Below are 22,046 nucleotides of genomic sequence, written 5' to 3'. Positions count from 1 at the left end.
ATTACTGATTTTAGCGATTTTTAAAGGATGATTTAAGGCTTTTATGTCAAAAGTAATATATATCTAGTTAATGCAAGCTTAACCAGGTTACGAGTAGTGAAAATGCTATGTTAAAGGCAAGGTCATTTGCTCAATTTTTGAGGAAAACGCTATGACTACAACGCTCAAAGAGCCTAATTCTATTGAGTCATTGCTAGGTAAAGAGGCTGAAGACCTGCTTACCTACAAAGCAAAGGTTTCTCAGGATTTACTACATTTGCCTGGGCCAGACTTTGTAGATCGAATCTGGATCAACAGCGATCGCAATCCTCAAGTATTGCGTAATCTCCAGTTACTTTATTCTACTGGTCGTCTGGCAAACACAGGTTATCTATCGATTTTACCAGTAGACCAAGGGATTGAACACTCTGCGGGTGCGTCTTTTGCGCCCAATCCGATTTACTTCGATCCAGAAAATATTGTCAAGCTAGCGATCGCCGCAGGTTGCAATGCTGTTGCTACCACTTTGGGGACATTAGGTATAGTTTCGCGCAAATATGCCCACAAAATTCCCTTTATTACCAAAATCAATCACAATGAATTGCTGACTTTTCCCAATCAATTTGACCAGATATTGTTTGCTGATGTGGAACAAGCTTGGAATTTGGGGGCGGCGGCGGTAGGTGCGACAATTTACTTTGGTTCGGAGCAGTCTACCAGACAAATCCAAGAAATTAGCAAAGCTTTTAAACGCGCCCATGAATTGGGTTTGGTAACAATTCTCTGGTGCTATCTGCGGAACAACGCTTTTAAACAAGATAAAGATTACCACCTGGCGGCTGACCTCACCGGACAGGCGAATCATTTGGGTGTAACCATTGAAGCCGACATCATTAAACAAAAGTTACCTGAAAATAACAATGGTTACGGTGCAGTTGCCAAAGCTACTGGTAAGAGTTACGGCAAAACCGATGAGCGTGTTTACACAGAACTGACAACCGATCACCCAATTGATTTAACTCGTTATCAAGTACTAAATTGTTACTCTGGGCGTGTGGGGTTGATTAATTCTGGTGGCGCAACTGGTAAAAATGACTTCGCCGAAGCAGTTCGCACCGCCGTGATCAACAAACGTGCTGGTGGTTCAGGATTAATTTCTGGGCGCAAGACTTTCCAACGTCCCTTTGACGAAGGCGTGAAGCTATTTCATACCATTCAGGACGTTTATCTATCGCCAGATGTGACGATAGCTTAGAGGATGTCTGAGAAGTATCAAATATTGGTTGATCCCCCCTAACCCCCCTTAAAAAGGGGGGAATAAGAGTCTTAAAGTCCCCCTTAAAAAGGGGGATTTAGGGGGATCTCTAAGGGTTAGGTGTATACAAAAAACTTTTCAGACATCCTCTTAAGGATTAGGGAGTGAAGAAGGGAATAGGGTACAGGTTACAGGGTACAGATTATTCCCTATCACCTGTCACCTAATCCCCCATTTTTATCTAACGTTTCTCACTAAAAAATCTGGTTGACCACAACTTTTTTGCGATCGCTTCAAAATCTCGGCGCTACAAATACCAGGTTCACCATTTTTAGAATAACAAAAGAAGACTTCTTGCAAAAATCTTCCTGAACCAGAACAAAAAGGTGCTATGCCATCAGCAGTAATTTGATTATTCGCACTCACAAATGAATTTTTAAAATTTGTAATTGTGGTACGCACGGGTTTATTAGGACGATTATAAGCTGCGGGAATAGCGATCGCATCTTTTAATTTTTTACTGAATGCAAAGTATTCCGCAGGAGTTTTCCCCGAACAAGTCCCATGTTTTTCCCATTCATGATCGCGAAGCTTATCACTGGGAAACAAGTTCGGAAACTGTTGCTTCACTTCCGATGGTAATTTTTGCGTGGAACAATTAGCAGGATAACCAGTTTGGTATTGTGGCCACAAACCATGTAGTACAAAACCAAGTTTCTTTCCAGAACCGCACTGCTGTTGATCGCGGCTAGCGTTTGCTGCACAAAAATCCGGCGACCAAGAAAGTGTCAATACATAAAAATCAAATTTACCTGGAGTACCGCGATTTTGAGCAATAGCAGCATTAGGTATAAAAAGACTAGTAAATAACAGAGAAGATGCGATGAAAAGTTTTTTTAATTGCATAGAATTAGCTTTCTCTAAAATCAAAACACTACGTAAAGTATATTGTTAAGAGTCAAGGGTCAAGAATCAGTAATTATTCGTAATTCCCAGTTTCCAACCTCCAACGAATTTAGAAAAAGCAAATCTTGGTAAGGATTCTGGGATATCCTTAGATCAGTGAAAGATTTGCCAAAAAATAGTAAGAATGAAGCTGGCAGCAAGAGTAAGTCAGGTAACACCTTCATTAACCTTAGCGATCGCAGCCAAGGCTAAGGCACTGAAGGCGGAAGGAATAGATGTTTGTAGTTTTAGCGCTGGAGAACCAGATTTTGATACCCCGGCGCATATTAAAGCCGCAGCAGTCAAAGCTTTGGAAGAAGGCAAAACCAAGTATGGTGCAGCAGCCGGAGAACCAAAGTTAAGGGAAGCGATCGCCCATAAGCTTAAAATTGATAATGGTCTTGATTACAAGTCAGAGAATGTCATCGTCACCAATGGCGGTAAGCATTCTCTCTATAACTTAATAGTGGCGCTAATCGATCCAGGTGATGAGGTCATTATCCCTGCACCCTACTGGCTAAGTTATCCCGAAATGGTGACTTTAGTCGGTGGAGTATCAATAATTGTGGCCACAGATGCCACAACGGGTTATAAAATTACTCCCGAACAACTCCGTAAAGCAATCACGCCGAAAACGAAGTTATTTATCCTCAACTCCCCATCTAACCCCACAGGGATGGTTTACACGCCAGCCGAAATCAAAGCACTGGCCCAGGTAATAGTTGATGCAGATATCTTTGTCGTCTCTGATGAGATTTACGAAAAGATTCTCTACGACGGTGCAGAACATATCAGCATGGGTTCGCTAGGGAAGGAAATTTTTGACCGGACTTTGATTAGTAATGGATTTGCGAAGGCTTATTCCATGACTGGGTGGAGACTTGGTTATTTAGCCGGGCCAGTGGAAATTATTAAAGCCGCGAGTACCATCCAAGGGCATAGTACATCTAACGTGTGTACCTTTGCTCAATATGGTGCGATCGCAGCGCTACAAAGTTCCCAAGATTGTGTCGAAGAAATGCGCCAAGCCTTCGCCAAACGCCGACAGGTAATGTTAGACAGACTCAACGCCATTCCCGGATTGAGTACCGTAAAACCAGATGGCGCGTTTTATCTGTTTCCTGATATCAGCAAAACTGGTCTAAAATCCCTAGAATTTTGTGACGCTTTGCTAGAAAAACATCAAGTTGCAGTCATTCCCGGAATTGCTTTTGGCGCTGATGACAATATTCGCCTTTCCTACGCCACAGATATGGCGACTATTGAAAAGGGAATGGATAGATTAGAGAAATTTGTCAAGTCGCGTATTTAGTTAGTTGTCATTTGTGAGGAGAATTTATCAACTCTTCAACTTTTTAACTCCACCTTTTCGACTCAGAAAGGGTGGAGTTAATGTTAAAATCTGAAGTTTTATGTTAGAAATTTGACGTTATCGAATTATTGTTGATCTGGGGTAAGAAAGTTCGTAGTCAATACTTCTTGGATAAGGGTTGAGTCGTCCTAGATTCAGATCCCCTCGCCTACGGCGACCCCCTTAAAAAGGGGGTAAAAGAGGGTTAAAAGCCCCCCTTTTAAAGGGGGGTTGGGGGGATCTCCAACGACTAATTGCGCTAACCGAGAAGTATTGAGTTCGTAGTCAGGACTTCGACTCCTTGATTTACTAAGCACTTTAGTGCTTAGTAAAAACTTTTCATTACTAGCTTGACAGACTACTAATAGCATCCCAGTATCTGTACCTCATAGCAGCAGTAAATGCTGTATTGCACTGTTGAAAGCACAACTAACGTATCCGTTCATCAATGCTTTGACTCATCCGAACCCCTTAAATATTGATAATAATGTCAATTCCCAATTCCCAATTCCCAATTCCCTTACATTAACTCCATCTCCTGCAACCCCTGGCGTAATCTCTTCGCCTCTCCGGGATTATATCTTTCATGAAGGGCGATCGCTTTTTTAAAAGCTGTTAAACTATCTTGATGATTGCCAGCTTTCAGCAACACTACTCCTAAATTTTGATACGCTTCGGCATAGTTAGGGTTTAATGCGATCGCATTTTGATAATATGCGATCGCATCTGTCAATAAACCCAAAGCTTTAAATGTCATCGCCAAATTATAATGACCAAAAACAAAATTCGGGTCAATTTTCAAAGTTGTGGCGTAAGCAGTTTTCGCACCGTTGAAATCTCCGGCTGCTTTGAGTAAGTTACCCAAGTTGTTGTATGCTCCTAATTTGAGCATGGGGTAAATAGGCAATTTGATAGCAGTTTTATAGTGAGAAATCGCCTGTGGGAATTTTTGCAAGCGACTGTAGGCGATACCTAAATGATAGTGAAGTTCATATAAAATATCATAGTTGTCTTCAGCCGCGCCGATTCCATGTCTGAGCAACTCCATACCTTGGGTAATTTTCTCAGTTTCTACATACAATGCCCCTAATTTACTGCAAACATAGGGATCATCGGGATGGGTAGCGAGAAATCCTTCCATTGCTGTAGCTGCTTTGGCATATTTGTTATTTTGAGCGATCGCACTTTTTTGATATCCTGTATGTACAAGTGCCACTCCTGGTAAATAACCTATTTGCCAATGAGGTTCTTTGGTCAAAATTGCTGACACGCTATCATCTACTAAAGCATGGTAAGGACGGTCAAAACGAATATCTGGATGATTGCGGAATAGCCTCGAAACTAGAGAATAGGGAGATTGTTCAGCACCAACTTCCTGGCGGACGAGGTTGATGAGTAGATATTCCTCTCTGGCGATCGCCTCTCGCAACTGCGGTACAATTGCTGGAGTCAGAGTTTCATCAGCATCTAATACCAAAATCCAGTCACCAGTGACATATTTGAGAGCCTCATTACGGGCAGCACTGAAGTCATTACACCATTTAAAATGATGAACTTTTGCACCAAGTTGTTGGGCAATATTGGGAGTGCGATCGATTGAGCCTGTATCTAAGACTACCATTTCATCCACCACAATTCTTACACTGTTCAGACATTTAGGCAGTGTTGTGGCTTCGTTTTTTACAATCATGCACAGGCTCAAAGTCATAATTTTGGGAACTGGAAATTTTATATTTTGTGCAAAAATCAAGATTAACAAAATCAGTGAGTGAGTCAATCCGGGAGAAGGGGTGAATTTAATACAGGGTCAAACTACAAGTCAGGGCTATTTCATTCTAAAAAGCTGCTTGAATGTCTCTAGTCCAAAAGAACATAAACGAACTAGAACAACTTTTTACTCAAATTAACTAGTAACGAACTAGAACAACTTTTTGTTCAAATTAACTACTTTGGCAAACGGGGCTGTTTCTTTCAATACCTACCTCAATATAAACCAATACAGTTCAGTTAAGGCTAAAACTCTGGTTCCAAAGTCAATTTTTGAACGTAGACGCAAAGCGGCTTCCCGCAGGATACCGCCAACTCTTGGAGAGGCTTCCGCCAACGCGTAGCGTCTCCAAGAGTTGGCGCAGAGAAGCCAGTGCGCCCTTGCGGTTCCCCAACTTGTAGCAACTGGCGCGACGCAGAGAGAAGAAAGAGATGCTTAACTGAACTGTACTGTGTATTTCCACTGAATGCTTAATTACAGAAAAACTTTTAGCTTATGTTCTATTCATAATAGTTGCTTCTAAATTACTTAAACTTCATAATTTAAACCGTATTTAAACTCTTCACCACGGCTTCAAACTTAGTGTTGTTTCCTTTACAGCTTCTTAAGGATAATATCATTATTTTTATCATTGTGATAACAGTTTGAATGATTGATATTAGAGAAGTAGTTTCAAGTAGAGTTAATTAAATCAGTGAATAAAAAATGGGCTACTAAACGACTTACAATTAATCTGGCATCAGGGGAAGCAGAAAGATTAGAAAAATACTGTTCAATGACAGGACGACCGGCAACGGATGTTATTCGAGAGTTGATTCGCTCTTTGCCAACCGAACAAACACCAAATGCAAATTGAACCGCTTGATGAGCAACGCTCGCTTTCTTTATTCAATTCAAGCACAAAATACCAAAGCTAAAAACTGTTTCAGATAATGCTGATTGCTATATTAATAAAAAATTTAGCAGATATTAGTCTTGCTCTTGCTTGACAGTAAGCACTTGTATCACTTGTTCGCGGAGCGTCTTGTACAGAAGAGAAGGAACTTCTACTTCTGATTTTTATGGTAAATAAAAGGGTTTAAGACTAGGCTGTTAACTTTGCACCTTTTCAGGGGTTAAAAATTCATGCACAATACTTTCCAATCCAAGAGGAGTAAAATTTCCAGTGGAAAAAGTTATTTTTCGCGTTCTTTAAGTAATGAGTAATGAGTAAATACCCATTACTTATTACTCATTACTCATTTAATTTGTTCACCGATGATGACACCAAAATTGTATGAATAAAAAATGGGTAAATCTCATCAAAGTTAACAGCCTAGTTTAAGATCCCTACCTCTACAGGTAGCCCCAGTTTCATTCGGGGTTTAAATCCCCGTCTGAAATTGTCTTTAATTTTGTTAGCGCAGCGTAAAGCGTACGGCAGCGTTCGCTTTTAGCGTCTCGTAGAGAGCGTCATTTTGAATTTTGAATTGTTAACAGTTATTCTCGTTTTCAAGTATTTTGAGAATTTTGAGATATAAATTTTCTACTCTCTTAGCCTGAACTTCACCAAATGATGCATAATGACTTAAGCTAGGAGCGCCATTTACTTCAAGGATTGTATAATCTATGATTGATGATGTTATATCACTAGTAAGAATGTCCACACCTGCTAATCTCAGTTCCATATTTTTTGTAATACTTACTGCTAATTTTTTAAAATCAGGATGGATAGTTTCTGTAAAGTCTACCGCCTCGCCCCCAGTCGATAAATTTGCATTATCTAAAAGATAGACAATATTATTCTTAGGTATAACACTACTAAAATTTAGCTTTCGTCTCCTCAAGTTCTTTTTAATTCTATAATCTTCAAAATCTATAATTTCTTTTCTACCATTTTTGACAAAACTTTCTTGCTTCTGTTGCATAAGTTCTAAAACATTAGATTTACCATTTCCCGTTATCAATAGGGGAATTCTTTGATATGCCGAAACAACTTCATCATCAAGTACTACAATTCTATAGTCATTGCCACTATAAAATCTCTCGACAATAAAACCTGAGACTTTTTGGAATATTTTCTTAGCTACTTGATAGTATTCTTGTTTATTATAGATTTTTGTAACAAATATGCCCTGACTGAGATTAATCGGCTTGATAATTACGGGAAATCCTAACTCTTTAGCATAAGAGAATCCTGCATCTATATTCCTGATATTAGATATTTCTTCGCATAATTCTTCACTAAAAAATGTTTTTCCTTCAGTAACTTTGTAGCCAAAATGATTCAAAAAAAAGCTACAAACACTCTTGTCTTTAGCTATTGCTGTCGAACCAAAAGAGTTAATACTAAATCTGGTAGTCCGAAAAAAAGTTTTATTGCCATTTTTAAAGGTAATTAGTCCCATAAAGGGGCATTCTGGGTCTACTAAAAGTACTGCTCCTATTTCTTCTGCTACTTTTTGAATTACTGATGTTAAAAATGGTGTTTCCATTATCATAACTATAATTTTATCGGGGAATTCTAACTTTTTTATAATAATTAGTCAAGATATTTTAAATTAAATAATTGCACTATGTATTGCCCCTATAGCTATAGCAAAAAGCTTAATCATAATTCATTTTTTACTATAGCAGTCTGCTTTGATTTTTGAATTTATTTGCGTAGGCAGACAAGAGGTAATAGGAAAAGACTCTTGAAGTTATCCTGAGTTTTTTCAAAAATCAAATAAAAGTCCGATTTCTAATAAAAATAATTAAATTTTAAATATTTTCAAGTAATTATAAAAAACATAAATGCCCATAATAAATATAGCTTTATCGTATGGGTGTAGCTCGCCGTAGATATCGCACCGCTCGAAAATCAAGAGTGTGCGATCGCCGATTAATCTTATAAATGTTAATGTTTTTCACAACTTACCTATCGATAGTCTTTTTTAAGACACTTAAATTATTTTTACCACTGATACTGATTTGACTCATGCGTATGCATAAAAATCATGCAAACTCAATATTTGCCAAACTTTATGCTTGAGGATTGTTGTGTGCTGAAAACAATTGCAAATTAAGGCTTTGAGATTCATAGCTATCTGAAAAATACAACTTAGTTGGTCTAAAATATAGCGCTAAGTGTTGACAACTTATTAATAATCGAATAACAAGGTGGCAGCAGCATAAAAAAAAGCGTTAGTGCATTCCTACCTAGAAACTAATTAACGCCCTTCATTAAACTTCATACGGTTAACATCATTATGCCAGAAAATACGGATAACCAAGCTTCTAAATCAGACAATCAAGGTATTGCTTATAAAGAACGCCTCAATTCTTGGGCGATCGCTCGTTTGCTTCCTAATACACAACGGGAAATTGTGGCTCGCTTCCGCAGCCGTTCTGATGCTGATGGTTATATGCGACACCTCCCTCAAGAAATACCAAATGCTTCCTACATGGTTGTTTTTGATTGTCAACGCGAAGCATCTGTAATTTAAAGCACAAATTTAGGCAATAGACCTATCGGGAAAATAGGGAACAGAGAAAAAGTTTTTGTACTAGGTTGTGTTTGCGTAGGGGGTGCTTTGTCCTTACTCTGTTCATCAGCTTCTTTTTGCACTATTGTGCTGAAAACATAAGGGTTAAAGGGAAAATTCAAGCCCTTTAACCCTTGCTTTTAATTTGTTTTTTTATGTGGATTGACATAGCTAGTTTAAAAGTAGGGGGTACAAGAAGTCTGCCTTTGGGTGTCTAAACACTTGTTTAAGTAATTAAAAATACAACGCCGATAGCGTACCCTACGAGGAAACAACCTACGCGCAGCGTCTCTTAGATAGCGTCATAACCCGTTAAAAATATCGCTTACAACTCCAGATTGCAATTCACGCTTCACTTAAAAATTCTGGATGTTGCCAACAAGCATAGTAAGTAGGTAGGTAGGTAGGCATAATTAAACCGAACTGTATAAAGTTATGTAACGCGCTAGAAACGCTTTGAATACAAGCTTTTAAGCGATTTACATTTTTTAATCTAGTTGTATTTTGTATTTTTCAGCGCCCACCTACTTATACAAATATTTTAAATTAAAAAAATTTCCGTAATTGCTCCCTTGCCATTGATATTTTAGATTACTTAAAAGTAAAAGTCAGTGCAATAAGCCCTGAAAGTACTTGAGGGTTAATAAGTGATTAAACAGCAGCAATATAACTGGTTAAAAACTGTTATATTTTTCCGCAAACGAAAATTACTAGCTTTGTTGCTAGGGATTTTCCTCTCAATCTCTGTAGTCCTACTCTGCCAGAGACTTTTAATCCCAACTACCGGGTTGTTATTAACAGAAGTAGTATTCATAGCAGGGTTCTTCGTTGTCTTAGTGACATTATCAATCTGTTTTGCCCTGGTGATGAAAGCAAATAACAAGCATATAACAGCAATAAATCAAGAGTTAACTCACAAGATTTTTGAACAGAAACAGGTAGAAATTGCCTTGCGCGACAGCGAAAATCGTCTGCACCAGTTACTGGAGACTTTGAAAGTCATCCCTTGGGAATTAGACTTGAAAACCGGGCGATTTATTTATGTTGGGACACAAGCGGTAAACTTGCTAAATTATGCGCTCGCAGAATGGTATCAAGAAAACTTTTGGATCGATCATTTGCATCCAGACGATTGGGAAAAGTCCGTTCGTTTTCACCAAGAAGCAACTACTAAGTATGAGAATCACCAATTGGAATACCGGATGTTAGCAGCCGATGGGCGAGTTGTTTGGCTGCGAGAAGTTGTTAGCGTAGTTGAAGAAGCAGAAACTCCTATGAGGCTGAAGGGGTTTATGTTTGACATTACTGATTTAAAGCAGGTTGAAGAAACCTTAAGACTTAGCGATCAGGCACTTGATCATACCAGTAATGGAATTATTATTCCAGATGCCAGACTTGCTTATAATCCGGTTATTTACGTCAACTGCGCCTTTGAGCAAATAACAGGCTACAGTGCTACTGATGTGATTGGGCAAAACTGCCGATTTTTGCAATGCGCAGATATACAGCAATCAGCACTCAATGATCTGCGCTCATTTATTCAAGATGGAACAAGTTGTAAAGTTATTTTCCGCAACTATAGCAAAGATGGTATCTTGTTTTGGAATGAACTGAGTGTTTCTCCTATACATGACGAAAATGGCAAGTTAAGCCACTTTATTGGAATTCAAACAGATATTAGCCAATGCAAGCAAGCTGAAGCTAGCCTGCGTTGGCAAGCCCTCACCTTTGAAAATATGCATGATGGCGTAATTATCACAGATTTAACGGGAAATATTGTTGATTGGAATCCTGTTGCCGAAAGCATATTTGGCTATACCAAAGCCGAAATTTTGGCTAAAAATATCAGTATTTTGCATCAGCCGGAAGTAGCCACAACATTAAAGTCCAAAATTCTCGAACAAATCAACCAGCAAGCACGCTGGTCAGGGGAAATACACTTTCTTCGTAAAGATGGCACTAAGGGAATTTGTAAAACAACCATAGTCTCTTTACAGGATGAACAAGGAGAAACTATTGCCACTGTTGGCATCAATCACGACATTACCGAAAATAAACGAGCTAAAGAAGCATTGCGACGGCAATTGCATCGCACTCTACTACTTGAACAAATTACTCAAGAAATTCGTCAAAGTCTTGATACCAGCAAAATTTTTGAAACAGCTGCTACCCAAATTGGACAAGCGTTTAAAGTCGATCGCTGTTTGATCCATTCTTACATTAGCGACCCGATTCGCCAAATTCCCTTAGTAGCAGAGTATAATGCACTACCAAATTTTAGCACTGTGCAGAAATTGGAAGTTTCCATAACTAACAATCCCCATGCAGAGCAGATGATGGCACAAGAAAGTGCGATCGCTTCCCCGGATGTGTATGCCGATCCTTTACTCCAGGAAAGTGAAGCTATCTGCCGAGAAATTGGGCTAAAGTCTATGCTGTCAATTCGCACTTCCTATCAAGGAGAACCCAATGGTGCGATCGGGTTACATCAGTGCAGCTATTTTCGTCAGTGGACATCAGACGAAATCGAATTACTAGAAGCAGTGGCGGCTCAACTGGGTATTGCTCTAGCACACGCTCACTTACTAGAACAAGAAACGCGCCAACGAGAAGAACTTACTTTAAAAAACTTTGCCTTGGAGCGGGCAAAACGTCAGGCTGAAGCCGCAAATCGCGCCAAAAGTGAGTTTTTGGCAATGATGAGCCACGAAATTCGGACTCCAATGAATGCTGTTATTGGCATGACCGATCTACTGCTGGATACTAACCTCACTCCCCAACAGCAAGACTTAGTGGAAACAGTTCGCAGTAGCGGAGATGCTTTGCTCACCATCATCAACGACATTTTAGATTTCTCTAAAATTGAGTCAGGAAAGCTGGAATTAGAAGAACAGCCTTTTAATTTGAGAGCTTGTGTGGAACAGGCTATTTCTCTATTAGCCCCTAAAGCTGCTGAAAAAGATATCGAACTAGCTTACCTAATCCAGCCCCAAATTCCTACTAAGATTATTGGCGATATGACACGTCTGCGCCAAGTCTTGATGAATCTCCTCAACAACGCGATTAAGTTTACCGAACATGGAGAAGTCGTACTTTATGTTGAACTGGGGGCTGGGGATTCGGGTGAGCAGGGGGAAAATTCCTCTCCTCTGCACCCTTCTGACACCCCCTCTGCCTCTTGCAAGTCCCCAATCCAAATTCAATTTGCCATCAAAGATACAGGTATTGGTATCACACCAGAAAAGATAGAGCGGTTATTTCACCCCTTTGCTCAGGCTGATGTCTCCATGACTCGACGATATGGCGGCACAGGGCTAGGACTAGTGATCAGTAAGCGGCTTAGTAAGATGATGGGCGGCACTCTTTGGGTGGAAAGCCAAGGGTTTGTCGGTGGTAATCCTAGCCCTAGATGGAAAAGTGGAAAATTATTATCAGCTTCTTACTCTTGTCAAGGTTCAACATTTTACTTCACCATTACCGCTCAAGTGCCTGGTCTACCAGAAGCTGAATTTAGTAATTTACCGATGCAGCTTGAGGGAAAGCGCCTGTTGATTGTAGACGACAATCTAACCAACTGCCAAATTATCAGCTTGCAAGCAGAGTCTTGGAAAATGGAAACTTCTGCTGCCAAATCTGGAAAAGAAGCTTTAGCTCAACTTGCTCAGGGAAGACAATTTGATATTGCCATCTTAGATATGCAAATGCCAGAAATGGATGGTATTACCCTAGCTCGTCAAATTCGCAAGCAATCTGGTTGTCAAAATCTCCCTTTAGTGATTCTGACATCTTTGGGTAGAGGGGAAACTTCTTTTGACTTTAATGATGTGGAATTTGCTGCCTCTTTGAGCAAACCGATCAAACAGTCTCAACTCTGCGATATTATTACCCGTATTTTAGGAAATCAGCCAAGCCCAGCTAGTATTTCTGATTTTGCCTTGGTTGATCGGCATTTGGATCATCGACTGCCACTACGGATTCTTCTGGCAGAGGATACGGTTGTTAATCAGAAAGTTGCTTTACTGATGCTACAGAAAATGGGTTATTCAGCTGATGTCGTCACCAATGGGGTAGAAGTACTCAAGGCTTTGCAAAAACAGCCTTATGACGTGGTGTTGATGGATGTTCAGATGCCTGAGATGGATGGGTTAGAAACATCTCGGAGAATCTGTCAAGAATGGTCAGGTTTTCGCCCCCATATCATTGGGATAACTGCCAATGCGATGCGAGGCGATCGCGAAGTCTGTCTTGCTGCTGGTATGGATGACTACATCAGCAAACCTGTTCAGTTCCAAGAATTAGCTCAGGCACTCAGCAAATGCCCACGCCAAAGAAGTCTGGAAGTTACTTTCACAGTCAAACAAGATAAAGTGATGTGCTTAGAATTGGAACCTTCGCAAAATATCCTCCAAGAAGGGCAAAACCAGACATCAAAAAGTGCCAAAATTGATGCCAAAATTCTCCAATCCTTGCGGGATATGCTCGGAGGAGATCGTGTTGTCTTTGCTGAACTAATTGGGTGTTATCTTACAGAGACACCGAAATTAGTACAAGATATTTGCACAGCGATCGCAACTCACGATGCCGAAACTTTATGGAAGGCTGCCCATCAACTTAAGTCTAGTAGTGCCTCTATTGGAGCGAGCGCCTTAGCGCAGCTTTGCAAGGTGTTAGAAGCACAGGGACGCAGCAGTGAATTAGAAAACAGCGTAGAATTACTCACGCAATTATACGAGGAATATGGACAAGTTAAAACTGCCTTAGAAAAAGAACTTGTGGAGGAAACGCCATGATAGCCATTGCTCAAGAAAGCCAATTTTTAGTTCTAATTGTTGATGATGAGCCTTTTATGCGCATGATACTTCGGCATTTTTTAGAGCGAGAAGGTTATAAAATAGCGGAAGCTCAAAATGGCAGAGAGGCTTTAACTGCTTTTAAGCAGCTCCACCCTGACATCATACTTCTTGATGCCATAATGCCGGATATGGATGGGTTCGAGTGTTGCACTCACTTGGAACTTCTGGATTGTAGTAAGCACACTCCAGTTTTAATGATTACAGGGCTTGAAGATCAAGAATCAGTCGATCGGGCATTTGCAGTGGGGGCAATAGACTATGTTACCAAACCGATTCACTGGCCAGTTTTGCGACAAAGGGTAAAACGTTTGATTCAGCAATCTCAGTTACAGCAAAAACTGGAAGCCGTGAATGTAGAATTGCAGCGATTAGTTACTATTGATGGATTAACTCAAGTAGCTAACCGCCGACTCTTTGAAGAGTATTTGAACCAAGAGTGGCAACGCCTAAAACGAGAGCAGAGTCCACTTTCGCTGATTCTTTGCGATGTTGATTTCTTCAAATTATATAATGATACTTATGGGCATCGAGTCGGCGATCGCTGTCTTCAAGAAATAGCCAAAGCCATCAAAGATATTATTAACCGTCCCGCAGATTTGGTTGCCCGTTATGGTGGGGAAGAATTTGCTGTGATTTTACCTGACACAGACATCGAAGGGGCAATTCATGTTGCCGAGAAAATTTGCCATGCTGTCCGAATATTAGCTATACCTCATCAAAGTTCCCAAGTTAGTGCTTATGTAACTATTAGTGCCGGGTTTACAACAGAAATTCCTCAGCCAGATTCTGACTTGGAAGAAATGATTGCCGCAGCAGATCGGGCATTGTATGAAGCAAAGGCAGCAGGACGCGATGGCTTTGTGCAAAATATTCTAACTACCCAAAAATAAAAATTCCTGCTAGTGTGCCAGACTTCACCCACTTTCTATGCCTTGAAAATGTAAACTCACCTTTAAATCATTCATCCAAGACGGATCAATTAGGCGATCGTGTTGCAGCCGACTGACAACAATACCAGGATGAATACCGATATGTTCTGCAAAATCAATCATATCAGTTTTAGATTTAAGCTTCGCTAATTCCCCCTCATACTCAGGTGGGATCAAAAATTCCCGCGACCATTTATCTGCTTCACACTCCTGCTCCGATTTCAAACTTTCCCCACTATTCCATTCATCAAGAAAAATATTTTCTTGATGAATGGAGCAAAATATGTGCTGCTTCATGGAAAAAATTAAACCAGAATCGGTCATTGGTTTTACCATAAAGTGAAAGTTGAATTATTGCATTATGCAGGTTTAACCACCGTGCAACACCACTGACGTTCTTTGACCAATCAACATAATTACTAATTCGTAATTAAAAGGGTTTGAGTAAAGAGCTAAATTTTTTTAAAATTAGCGGTCTACAATTAGTTGGGGTCTAAATTCCTAACTAATTCAATTACGTTAGCGTAGCGTAAAGCCTCCGGCACAGCGTCTCGTAGAGAGCGTCATTACAAATTATTTTAATGCTTCCATCCTCGCTAAGAAGGCTAGGGTCGTTGTCTGGCATCTACCCCTCATTTGAGTCCAATTACGAATTACGAATTAGAAATTACGAATTAAGATGCAACGCTTAAAAATCTACCCCTCGTTTAAGTTCTACACCTTGATTTGCATAGTGTTTGTGGCAATAAACCTCTGAATGAACGCTAGCTAAGTCAAAGTACGCTGGTTGATTTTGACAGCGCCCAGTGATGATGATTTCGGTGTCGCGGGGTTTGCGGAGTAAAGCTTGAACAATGGGTTCAACAGGAAGTAGTTCTAAGTCAACGGTGGGGTTGAGTTCATCGAGAATAATAGTTTTATACATTCCAGAGGCGATCGCAACTTTTGCAATTTCCCAACCCCGCTCGGCTTCTACATAGTCTAATTCTTGCCGGGAATTGCGCCAGACAATAGAATCTCCACCGCAGCGCTGATGATCCACCACTTCTGGATATGATTGCTGCAAGGCGGCGATCGCTGCGTCTTCTGTGTAGCCAGTACCACCTTTGAGCCACTGCATAATTAACACACGGGTAGAGCCTGGATGATTGATTCCCCTACCAATGGCTTGTAAAGCTTTACCTAATGCACTAGTAGACTTACCTTTACCAGCACCAGTATAAATTTCAATTCCTTCTAAAAAGAGGGCTTTGGCTGTTGGATGGTGATGAGGTTTCATTTCTGAATGCAAATCTGCAATATCGAGCAATTTCTGCGGTGCGGCGCGTCCGGTAGCAATGACTTCTAACTCTTGGGGTTTGGATTTTAATGTCTTTACCACTTCATCCACTGGTAGCAAACCCAAATCTAGAACTGGGTTAATTTCATCCAAGACGACAACTGAATATAAACCGCTAGCGATCGCACCTTTAGCCACATCCCAACCCCGCATCGCCTCATCTCGGTCAAAGGTGGTAATTTCTTCTGGGCCAAAAAATTCGGCTCTCCCAGTGCGAACCTGGTCTATTAAATGGGGAAACCCACGCTGTAAAGCTGCGATCGCGCCATCTTCGTCATAATCACGTTCTGGCCCTTTTAAAAAGCGCAGTAGTAAAACACGGTTAGAATCGCTAGGTGTATTTATCCCCAACCCAATAGAGCGCAAAACCACCCCCAAGGCCGCTTGGGATTTGCCTTTACCAATGCCATCGTAGATGTGAATTTGACCAATGAGCCGTTCATGACGCACTTGCGCCGTGCGAATACCGATACCGTTCCTTGTCATCTCTCGAAAAGCTATAAGTGGCAGTCTTTAATCTTACCTAACCTCTTGTACTCTTATCTAAGAAACTACCCCTCTGGTACGTCCGTATAAAGATCAGCTTGATGTATTAAGAATATTAATCAGGGAATTCTGCCACACCAGCATAGTAAAGGACAAGAACAATTTGACACTCTCAGCCCTAAAGGGACTGAGCTTTACGCTTACCGGGTATTCCTGTAATAATTTTCCCCATCACCCTCAATATCCCAGTTATACTCTCTACAGTTAAACTTACCCTTGACGATTTATGCCTGAAAATTGGATGCTTCCGAGGATTTTTCCCTTTGGTGGAATTCTGTTTGACTTTTTATTTGTACTGATTGCCATCCCCATCGAAGCTTATATTTTGAACAATCGACTAAAGTTTGACAAAAAAACCAGTATTTTCTATGCTATTTCTATCAATTTGTTTTCTAGTGTAATTGGTTGGTTCATATTTTTTGTAGCTGAACCAATGTTGCCAATCCAGGTGAGAGCAGAATTAATTAACTATATGTTTTTTCATAATTTTAAATCGCCCAATACGCAAGGTTTGCTAATATTAACTGCTTTTATAATTTTCTTTGCTACCTTTTTGATGAAGTTTTTCATTTTAAGGATATTACTATTCTCATTAAATGAAACATTTCTAAAAAAAGAAGAGGAACTTCCAACCTCTAAACGGCGGCGATGGAAGAGTTTTAGCAATTTGAAATTACAAAGTAACAATTTGATCATTACTATACTAATGGCAAATTCTCTGAGTTATACTGCTATAACTATTATTCTATTATTTGGTGCAAAATAGCAAGACTTTACTTTATTAAAAGGAAGATGATTGATTAATTAATCAGGTGTAAGGAGGAAGATGAATACGCTATTTAAAGATGTATTTGGAGTTTTTAAATTTGCTGAAGGGCTTTATGCAGGAATTAGAAAAGTATTAGTTCCACCCAAAGCTTATTCTTGGCAGACATTTATTTATCTGAGTGTTTTTTCTTGGGTACTTTCATTTTTTGCGATCGGGTATATTAAAGATATTATTGCCTTTTTTGGTTGGTTATTTTTAATTGCTGGCACAGCTTGGTATACAACTCAAGATCCTTTAAGAGTTCCTGGTACTTTTATGCCAGTCGGGGCAGTAATCACCGGATTTTTAGTGAGTGTTTTTGCCTTTGGAAATCAACAAGATGTAATTACACCAAGAACAATCGTTTTTTGGCCGACAATTTCAGCACTAATTACGGCAATACCTGAATTTATTGAAGGAACTGACACCGATGCCAAAGCTAAAATTCCTAAGCCAGAAGATCGGCAAAGAATCATAATTTTAGTTGCTAGTAGTATGCTGCTAAGTTGCTGGATTCAGTTTTATTTTGTAATGGATCATTGGTTTCAACAATATCCCAGTTTGCAGGCAGATACTTTTAAACGTAGTACCTTTGTTGTCAGAACAGAAGAACGAACAAAAATCCCACAAAATGGTGCTGTAATTCTAGAGAAACTTCAACCAATAGTAGAAGAACAAATAAACCAAACATCTTGGTCAGAAGTAGAGAAATGGTTGCTACCTGAAAATCATCGGGTAGAAACTCTGGGTAGGCAAGTAATTCAAAAAAACCTGGGGAAATATGAAGAGAAGGATCTATGGCGTGTTGAAGCGCGTGTAGATAATACTCAGTCTGGATATAAGTCTGGATATATATTAGATTTATTAAGTATTTGGATAGGCCCAAGTTCTAACCCACGGGGCTATTACTTGAAAAAATCTTGTCGTATTGAACAAATTCCAGCAACCAGCAATTCAGGGAATAAAATTACAGTTGCAGAAATTAAATGCGATCGCGCCAGTAAATTAATCGCAGGATCGCCACCTCCTCGACGTTAAAGAGGGATTGAAAAATGACCAGTGACAAACGACAAATGACTATTAACAGAATTTTTGTACTAGCAAAGAACGTGTTTCAGGAAGTGATCCGCGATCGCATCCTATATATTATTGGTTTTTACACGCTAATCCTCGCCACTGCCTTCCGCGTCCTTCCTGAATTTGCAGCTACGACTGAAAACAAGATGTTTTTAGACTTCGGGATGGCGGCGATGAATGCCATCGGCTTAATTGTGACGATATTTATTGGTACGGGATTGGTTAATAAAGAAATTGAAAAACGCACTATTTTGGTGTTAATTGCTAAACCTGTCAGTCGCGGCGAAATTATTGTTGGCAAATACTTAGGTTTATCCGCAGTATTAGCTGTACTTATCGCCACAATGACAGTAATTTATCTGATCTTTCTGCAATTTGGTAACATTCCTCATCCAACGGTGAGTATTTTAATTGCTGCAATTTTCTTATTATTGCAGTTGTCATTAATCACCGCTATGGCGATTACATTCGGTGTTTTTACTGCTTCTCTTTTAGCAACTATTTTAACCTTCGCGGTATATTTAATCGGAAATGTTACTCAAGATTTAGTACAACTAGGTCGTCTGAGCCGCAACCCTGGTATGGAACTTCTAACTCAAGGTTTGTTTCTTATTTTGCCAGATTTATCTCGATTAGATTTGAAAAATGATGCCGTTTATGGTTTGCAAGCCCTCCCTGACACAACTGCACTGATTACAAATGCTGGTTATGGCTTACTTTATAGTGCCATGTTATTAGCGATCGCTATTTTTATCTTCTCGCAACGCGAATTTTAGTCATTGCTCATTGGGCATTGGGCATTGGAGCAAACAGCAAGTTCTTCTCTTCTGACGAATGACAAATGACAAATGACTAATAAATTACTATCTGAGGTTGCTTAATTGTGCCATCAGGCATGATAGTATCTCGGAACCTTGCATAAATTAGGTTTGTCTCCCAAAGGTTTGCTTTACTCAAGTTTGCCTTGGTTAAATTTGCCCATGTCAAATCTGCACCAGTTAAATTAGCCTCAGCTAAATTAGCTTCTAGTAATTTTGCTCCAGATAACTTTGCTCTTGTGAGATTTGCTCTAATTAAGTTAGCTTCAATTAGTGATGCTTCAATTAGTGATGCTTCACTTAGGTCTGCTTCTCTCAAATCCACATCACATAAAGAAGCACCCCAAAGATTACTACCTGTGAATTTCGCCCGCCATAAGAACGTTCCACACAAATTTGCTCGTGTTAAATCAGCATTGGTCAAATTAGCTTCACACAAAGATGCTTCATACAAATTAGCTTCACGTAAACTAGCTTGCATCAAATTTGCCCCGCTTAAATTAGCACGAGTGAGGACACAGCCAGACAAATTTGCACCACTTAAATCTGCTCCTATGAAGTTAACACCATTTAAATCAATTCCTTTTAGGTCAATTCCACTCAAGTCATATCCACTGAAATCTCGGCGTTGAAAATACTTGTTTGTGATTTGACTTAAAATAAATTCCTGTGTATCAGCATAATTTTTCATGGTATTCACCTCTGGGTGTAATTTATCTCAAAGGTCAAGTGTGGTAGTTACCGTATATTGAGAGTACACCCCAAATGCAGATTAGCTCAGTAAATAATCAAAAAAAAATTGACCAAAAATCGCCAATCACCTGAAAATAGGCTTTTTTAGTGGTTTTTAAAACAAAAAATGCTGACATAAGTCAAGAAACATTGATAACTTATACCATTTTGGATTTTAGAGATATATACAGATTTCCCATAGGTTAGCACATCTGTACTAACTTACTAAGGTTGATAGCGAAGGCTAAAGTAAAAGCCCTCATCTTGAGCATTATTACCGCGATCGCTCAGATCGATAAATGGAAATCCATAATCGAGCCGCAAAAACAGATTATCAATTCCCATTGCCTGATTCCATATTAATCCTAAGCCTGCACCCAGCAAAAAAGTTTGATCGGCTAGCGGATTAGGATTATTAGATTGATTCCAAACTGCTCCCATGTCTAGAAATGGCGCAAGTTGAATTATGGATAATCCAGATTCATCGCGTTGCACTGTGAAGCGATCTTCGATCGCTACACGAAATCCATTATCCCCTGAGCGGATATTTTGCCGATATCCCCTTACAGATTGTCCACCGCCAATGACGAATTGCTGGGAAGGTAAGAGGCTATCTGGTGTTAGCTGCAAGTCTGCTTGGATCAGCAACAGATGATCGGCACTGAGTTGCTGGACGCGCTGTATTTGACCCAACCAACTGAAAAAGCGACCATCGGGTGTGGGGTCATTGTTGATAGTTGCGTCTAATACGTCAATGCCAAAATTAAATTGCGATCGCAAAAACCAAGCTCCTTGAGGTTCGCGTCTGATATAATCTTGACCAAATTTAATTACACTGGTACGGCTAACGCCATTGGCATCAGGGCCAATACCAAAGGGGGTTGCCAGGTTATCGAAGAGGAAGGTTTGACCATCTTGATAGGTAAATCCTAAAGATAGGGCAAATTCTTCTTTGGGCGATCGCACCAATGGTTGACGATAATTTATTTCATAAAGATCCTGGTTTGCCCGCACACCAAGCGCATCAAAGGGTGACTCGGTAATTTCGTTGCGATTAAATGCGGCTCTAATCTGCACTGTGCCATTCATGGCGTTAACGGGAACTTGATAGCTAAAATCAAAGGCATCAGCACCACCAGAAAGGGTGTGGTAGTATGAGCCTGCTAACTCATCTCCCATGCCGGTTAAATTGCGATCGCGTAGTTCAATACCCAATCTTTCCCCACCAATAGCGGGAGGCGAATAATTATCTACACCCAAGCTACCAATTAAAGTTCTTGCTTCTTCAACTCTGACAATGAGAATACTTTGACCAACCTTACCGGTTGGGCGCAGACGCGCTTCTACATTTTTAAATAGCGGATCGAGTCGCAACAGTTTCAATTGTTCTTCGAGCTTACCACTATTCAGAGGAATACCAGCACCTAATTGAATGCGACTACGAATATAAGATGGATTTAATCGCCGCGTTCCTTCGATGTCAATCTCTGTCAAACGCCCTTCAATCACCCGAATTACGACCACACCATTGGCGGTACTAGGTTGCTTAGTGTCTGGAATTGCTCTGGAATTGATATAACCTTTGTTTAAGTAAAGCTGGGTGATAGCATCTGCGGCTTGTCTGATTTCTTCTAAAGTCAAGTCCCGTTCTTCAAAAGGTTTGACTACTGGATTAAAATCATTTTCATTAAAGACCGTGCTATCTACAACTTGGATTTTACGAACCCGAATCCGTTGTGGTGTTTCTGGTTGTGGGTTTGATTCGGGTTGATTTGGGGCATTTACGGGTGAAGGTTCTGCTACCTGTACTATTTGTAACTCTGGCTGACTACTATTTTGAGTAGAGTCCGGTGTAAAGTGATTCGCCGTAGCTCTCAGTTCATTTGCAGTTATAATCCAGACCGCAGGTAAAATTAGCAAGCCGCACTGAAGACTGTGCTTACTCCATTTAGTCGTTGCTAGATGCCAAGTGTCTAACTGATGAGAGAAATAGACAATTCTTTGCTGAGTCGTTGCTTTCGGCTGAACACCAGTTTCTGTTTCTTTTCTCATTTCTCCTCAGTGGATGCCTTATTTAACGACTGGGCTGATTTTGGTTTTTGAGTATGCTATGGGTGCATGAATATTTGAATATCATATT

Annotated in this window: 16 protein-coding genes; 9 read left to right on the top strand and 7 right to left on the bottom strand. The window is 40.0% G+C overall.

Going from position 1 to position 22,046, the window contains the following annotated elements; all coding sequences use genetic code 11:
- Positions 1–151 precede the first annotated feature (151 nt).
- The gene (locus tag V7K38_RS20495; protein WP_334860236.1) at positions 152–1,234 is read left to right on the top strand and encodes a class I fructose-bisphosphate aldolase; all 1,083 of its coding nucleotides are present in this window, start codon (positions 152–154) and stop codon (positions 1,232–1,234) included.
- A 237-nt stretch (positions 1,235–1,471) separates the two neighbouring features.
- Here the strand turns inward: V7K38_RS20495 and V7K38_RS20490 are convergent, their stop codons facing one another.
- A complete protein-coding gene (locus tag V7K38_RS20490; protein WP_334860235.1) occupies positions 1,472–2,140 on the bottom strand; it encodes a ribonuclease T2 family protein in 669 nt (222 codons plus the stop codon).
- 184 nt (positions 2,141–2,324) lie between these two features.
- Here V7K38_RS20490 and V7K38_RS20485 point away from each other — a divergent pair, with 184 nt between their 5' ends.
- A complete protein-coding gene (locus V7K38_RS20485) occupies positions 2,325–3,491 on the top strand; it encodes a pyridoxal phosphate-dependent aminotransferase (protein ID WP_334860234.1) in 1,167 nt (388 codons plus the stop codon).
- A gap of 559 nt (positions 3,492–4,050) precedes the next feature.
- Here V7K38_RS20485 and V7K38_RS20480 read toward each other — a convergent pair.
- The gene (locus V7K38_RS20480; protein WP_334860233.1) at positions 4,051–5,238 is read right to left on the bottom strand and encodes a tetratricopeptide repeat protein; all 1,188 of its coding nucleotides are present in this window, start codon (positions 5,236–5,238) and stop codon (positions 4,051–4,053) included.
- Between the two features lie 745 nt (positions 5,239–5,983).
- Here V7K38_RS20480 and V7K38_RS20475 point away from each other — a divergent pair.
- Positions 5,984–6,154, top strand: a complete 171-nt coding sequence (locus tag V7K38_RS20475; RefSeq protein WP_334860371.1) for a CopG family transcriptional regulator — start codon at positions 5,984–5,986, stop codon at positions 6,152–6,154.
- Positions 6,155–6,770: 616 nt separating this feature from the next.
- On the opposite strand, the gene V7K38_RS20470 is transcribed toward V7K38_RS20475, so the two are convergent.
- On the bottom strand, positions 6,771–7,772 hold the full coding sequence (locus tag V7K38_RS20470; RefSeq protein ID WP_334860231.1) for a cyanophycin synthetase: 1,002 nt from the start codon (positions 7,770–7,772) through the stop codon (positions 6,771–6,773).
- 756 nt (positions 7,773–8,528) lie between these two features.
- Between V7K38_RS20470 and V7K38_RS20465 the strand changes: the two genes are divergently transcribed.
- The 3 genes from V7K38_RS20465 (at position 8,529) to V7K38_RS20455 (ending at position 14,547) form a co-directional block, all read left to right on the top strand.
- Positions 8,529–8,765: a hypothetical protein gene (locus tag V7K38_RS20465; RefSeq protein WP_334860230.1), complete on the top strand. Its 237-nt coding sequence runs from the start codon at positions 8,529–8,531 to the stop codon at positions 8,763–8,765.
- Positions 8,766–9,451: 686 nt separating this feature from the next.
- Positions 9,452–13,594 (top strand): PAS domain S-box protein, encoded by a 4,143-nt coding sequence (locus V7K38_RS20460; protein ID WP_334860229.1) that lies wholly within the window; start codon positions 9,452–9,454, stop codon positions 13,592–13,594.
- Positions 13,591–14,547, top strand: coding sequence for a PleD family two-component system response regulator (locus V7K38_RS20455; RefSeq protein ID WP_334860228.1), 957 nt, complete (start codon positions 13,591–13,593; stop codon positions 14,545–14,547). Before V7K38_RS20460 ends, V7K38_RS20455 begins: the two co-directional genes overlap by 4 nt.
- A 24-nt stretch (positions 14,548–14,571) precedes the next feature.
- Here the strand turns inward: V7K38_RS20455 and V7K38_RS20450 are convergent, their stop codons facing one another.
- Together V7K38_RS20450 and V7K38_RS20445 are read right to left on the bottom strand one after the other, a co-directional pair.
- Complete coding sequence (locus tag V7K38_RS20450; protein ID WP_334860227.1) at positions 14,572–14,910, bottom strand: ImmA/IrrE family metallo-endopeptidase; 339 nt, start codon at positions 14,908–14,910, stop codon at positions 14,572–14,574.
- A gap of 364 nt (positions 14,911–15,274) precedes the next feature.
- Entirely contained in the window at positions 15,275–16,411 is a 1,137-nt protein-coding gene (locus V7K38_RS20445; RefSeq protein ID WP_334860226.1) for a cob(I)yrinic acid a,c-diamide adenosyltransferase, read from the bottom strand.
- Between the two features lie 286 nt (positions 16,412–16,697).
- Between V7K38_RS20445 and fraC the strand changes: the two genes are divergently transcribed.
- From fraC to V7K38_RS20430, 3 genes are read left to right on the top strand one after another with little or no spacing between them, the layout of a single operon-like run.
- Positions 16,698–17,237, top strand: a complete 540-nt coding sequence (gene fraC, locus V7K38_RS20440) for a filament integrity protein FraC (protein ID WP_334860225.1) — start codon at positions 16,698–16,700, stop codon at positions 17,235–17,237.
- A gap of 60 nt (positions 17,238–17,297) precedes the next feature.
- Entirely contained in the window at positions 17,298–18,317 is a 1,020-nt protein-coding gene (fraD, locus tag V7K38_RS20435; protein ID WP_334860224.1) for a septal junction protein FraD, read from the top strand.
- A gap of 35 nt (positions 18,318–18,352) precedes the next feature.
- Positions 18,353–19,132 carry an ABC transporter permease gene (locus V7K38_RS20430; RefSeq protein WP_334860222.1) on the top strand — a complete coding sequence of 260 codons (780 nt, stop codon included), beginning with the start codon at positions 18,353–18,355 and terminating at the stop codon, positions 19,130–19,132.
- A gap of 76 nt (positions 19,133–19,208) precedes the next feature.
- Here V7K38_RS20430 and V7K38_RS20425 read toward each other — a convergent pair whose 3' ends face one another.
- Both V7K38_RS20425 and V7K38_RS20420 read right to left on the bottom strand, forming a co-directional pair.
- Entirely contained in the window at positions 19,209–19,865 is a 657-nt protein-coding gene (locus tag V7K38_RS20425) for a pentapeptide repeat-containing protein (protein WP_334860221.1), read from the bottom strand.
- 266 nt (positions 19,866–20,131) lie between these two features.
- Entirely contained in the window at positions 20,132–21,958 is a 1,827-nt protein-coding gene (locus V7K38_RS20420) for a ShlB/FhaC/HecB family hemolysin secretion/activation protein (RefSeq protein WP_334860220.1), read from the bottom strand.
- Between the last annotated feature and the right edge of the window lie 88 nt (positions 21,959–22,046).

Source organism: Nostoc sp., assembly GCF_036917465.1.
Taxonomy (GTDB): Bacteria; Cyanobacteriota; Cyanobacteriia; order Cyanobacteriales; family Nostocaceae; genus Nostoc.
The sequence above is the reverse complement of the archived record's forward strand: the minus strand, read 5'-3'. Positions and strand labels throughout refer to the sequence as shown.

Coding starts and splice junctions, on each gene's coding strand:
- V7K38_RS20450 (WP_334860227.1), bottom strand. CDS start 14,910: ATGACCGATTCTGGTTTAATTTTTTCCATGAAGCAGCACATATTTTGC.
- V7K38_RS20470 (WP_334860231.1), bottom strand. CDS start 7,772: ATGGAAACACCATTTTTAACATCAGTAATTCAAAAAGTAGCAGAAGAA.
- V7K38_RS20430 (WP_334860222.1), top strand. CDS start 18,353: ATGACTATTAACAGAATTTTTGTACTAGCAAAGAACGTGTTTCAGGAA.
- V7K38_RS20420 (WP_334860220.1), bottom strand. CDS start 21,958: ATGAGAAAAGAAACAGAAACTGGTGTTCAGCCGAAAGCAACGACTCAG.
- V7K38_RS20465 (WP_334860230.1), top strand. CDS start 8,529: ATGCCAGAAAATACGGATAACCAAGCTTCTAAATCAGACAATCAAGGT.
- V7K38_RS20425 (WP_334860221.1), bottom strand. CDS start 19,865: ATGAAAAATTATGCTGATACACAGGAATTTATTTTAAGTCAAATCACA.
- V7K38_RS20495 (WP_334860236.1), top strand. CDS start 152: ATGACTACAACGCTCAAAGAGCCTAATTCTATTGAGTCATTGCTAGGT.
- V7K38_RS20485 (WP_334860234.1), top strand. CDS start 2,325: ATGAAGCTGGCAGCAAGAGTAAGTCAGGTAACACCTTCATTAACCTTA.
- fraC (WP_334860225.1), top strand. CDS start 16,698: ATGCCTGAAAATTGGATGCTTCCGAGGATTTTTCCCTTTGGTGGAATT.
- V7K38_RS20445 (WP_334860226.1), bottom strand. CDS start 16,411: ATGACAAGGAACGGTATCGGTATTCGCACGGCGCAAGTGCGTCATGAA.
- V7K38_RS20490 (WP_334860235.1), bottom strand. CDS start 2,140: ATGCAATTAAAAAAACTTTTCATCGCATCTTCTCTGTTATTTACTAGT.
- fraD (WP_334860224.1), top strand. CDS start 17,298: ATGAATACGCTATTTAAAGATGTATTTGGAGTTTTTAAATTTGCTGAA.
- V7K38_RS20455 (WP_334860228.1), top strand. CDS start 13,591: ATGATAGCCATTGCTCAAGAAAGCCAATTTTTAGTTCTAATTGTTGAT.
- V7K38_RS20480 (WP_334860233.1), bottom strand. CDS start 5,238: ATGACTTTGAGCCTGTGCATGATTGTAAAAAACGAAGCCACAACACTG.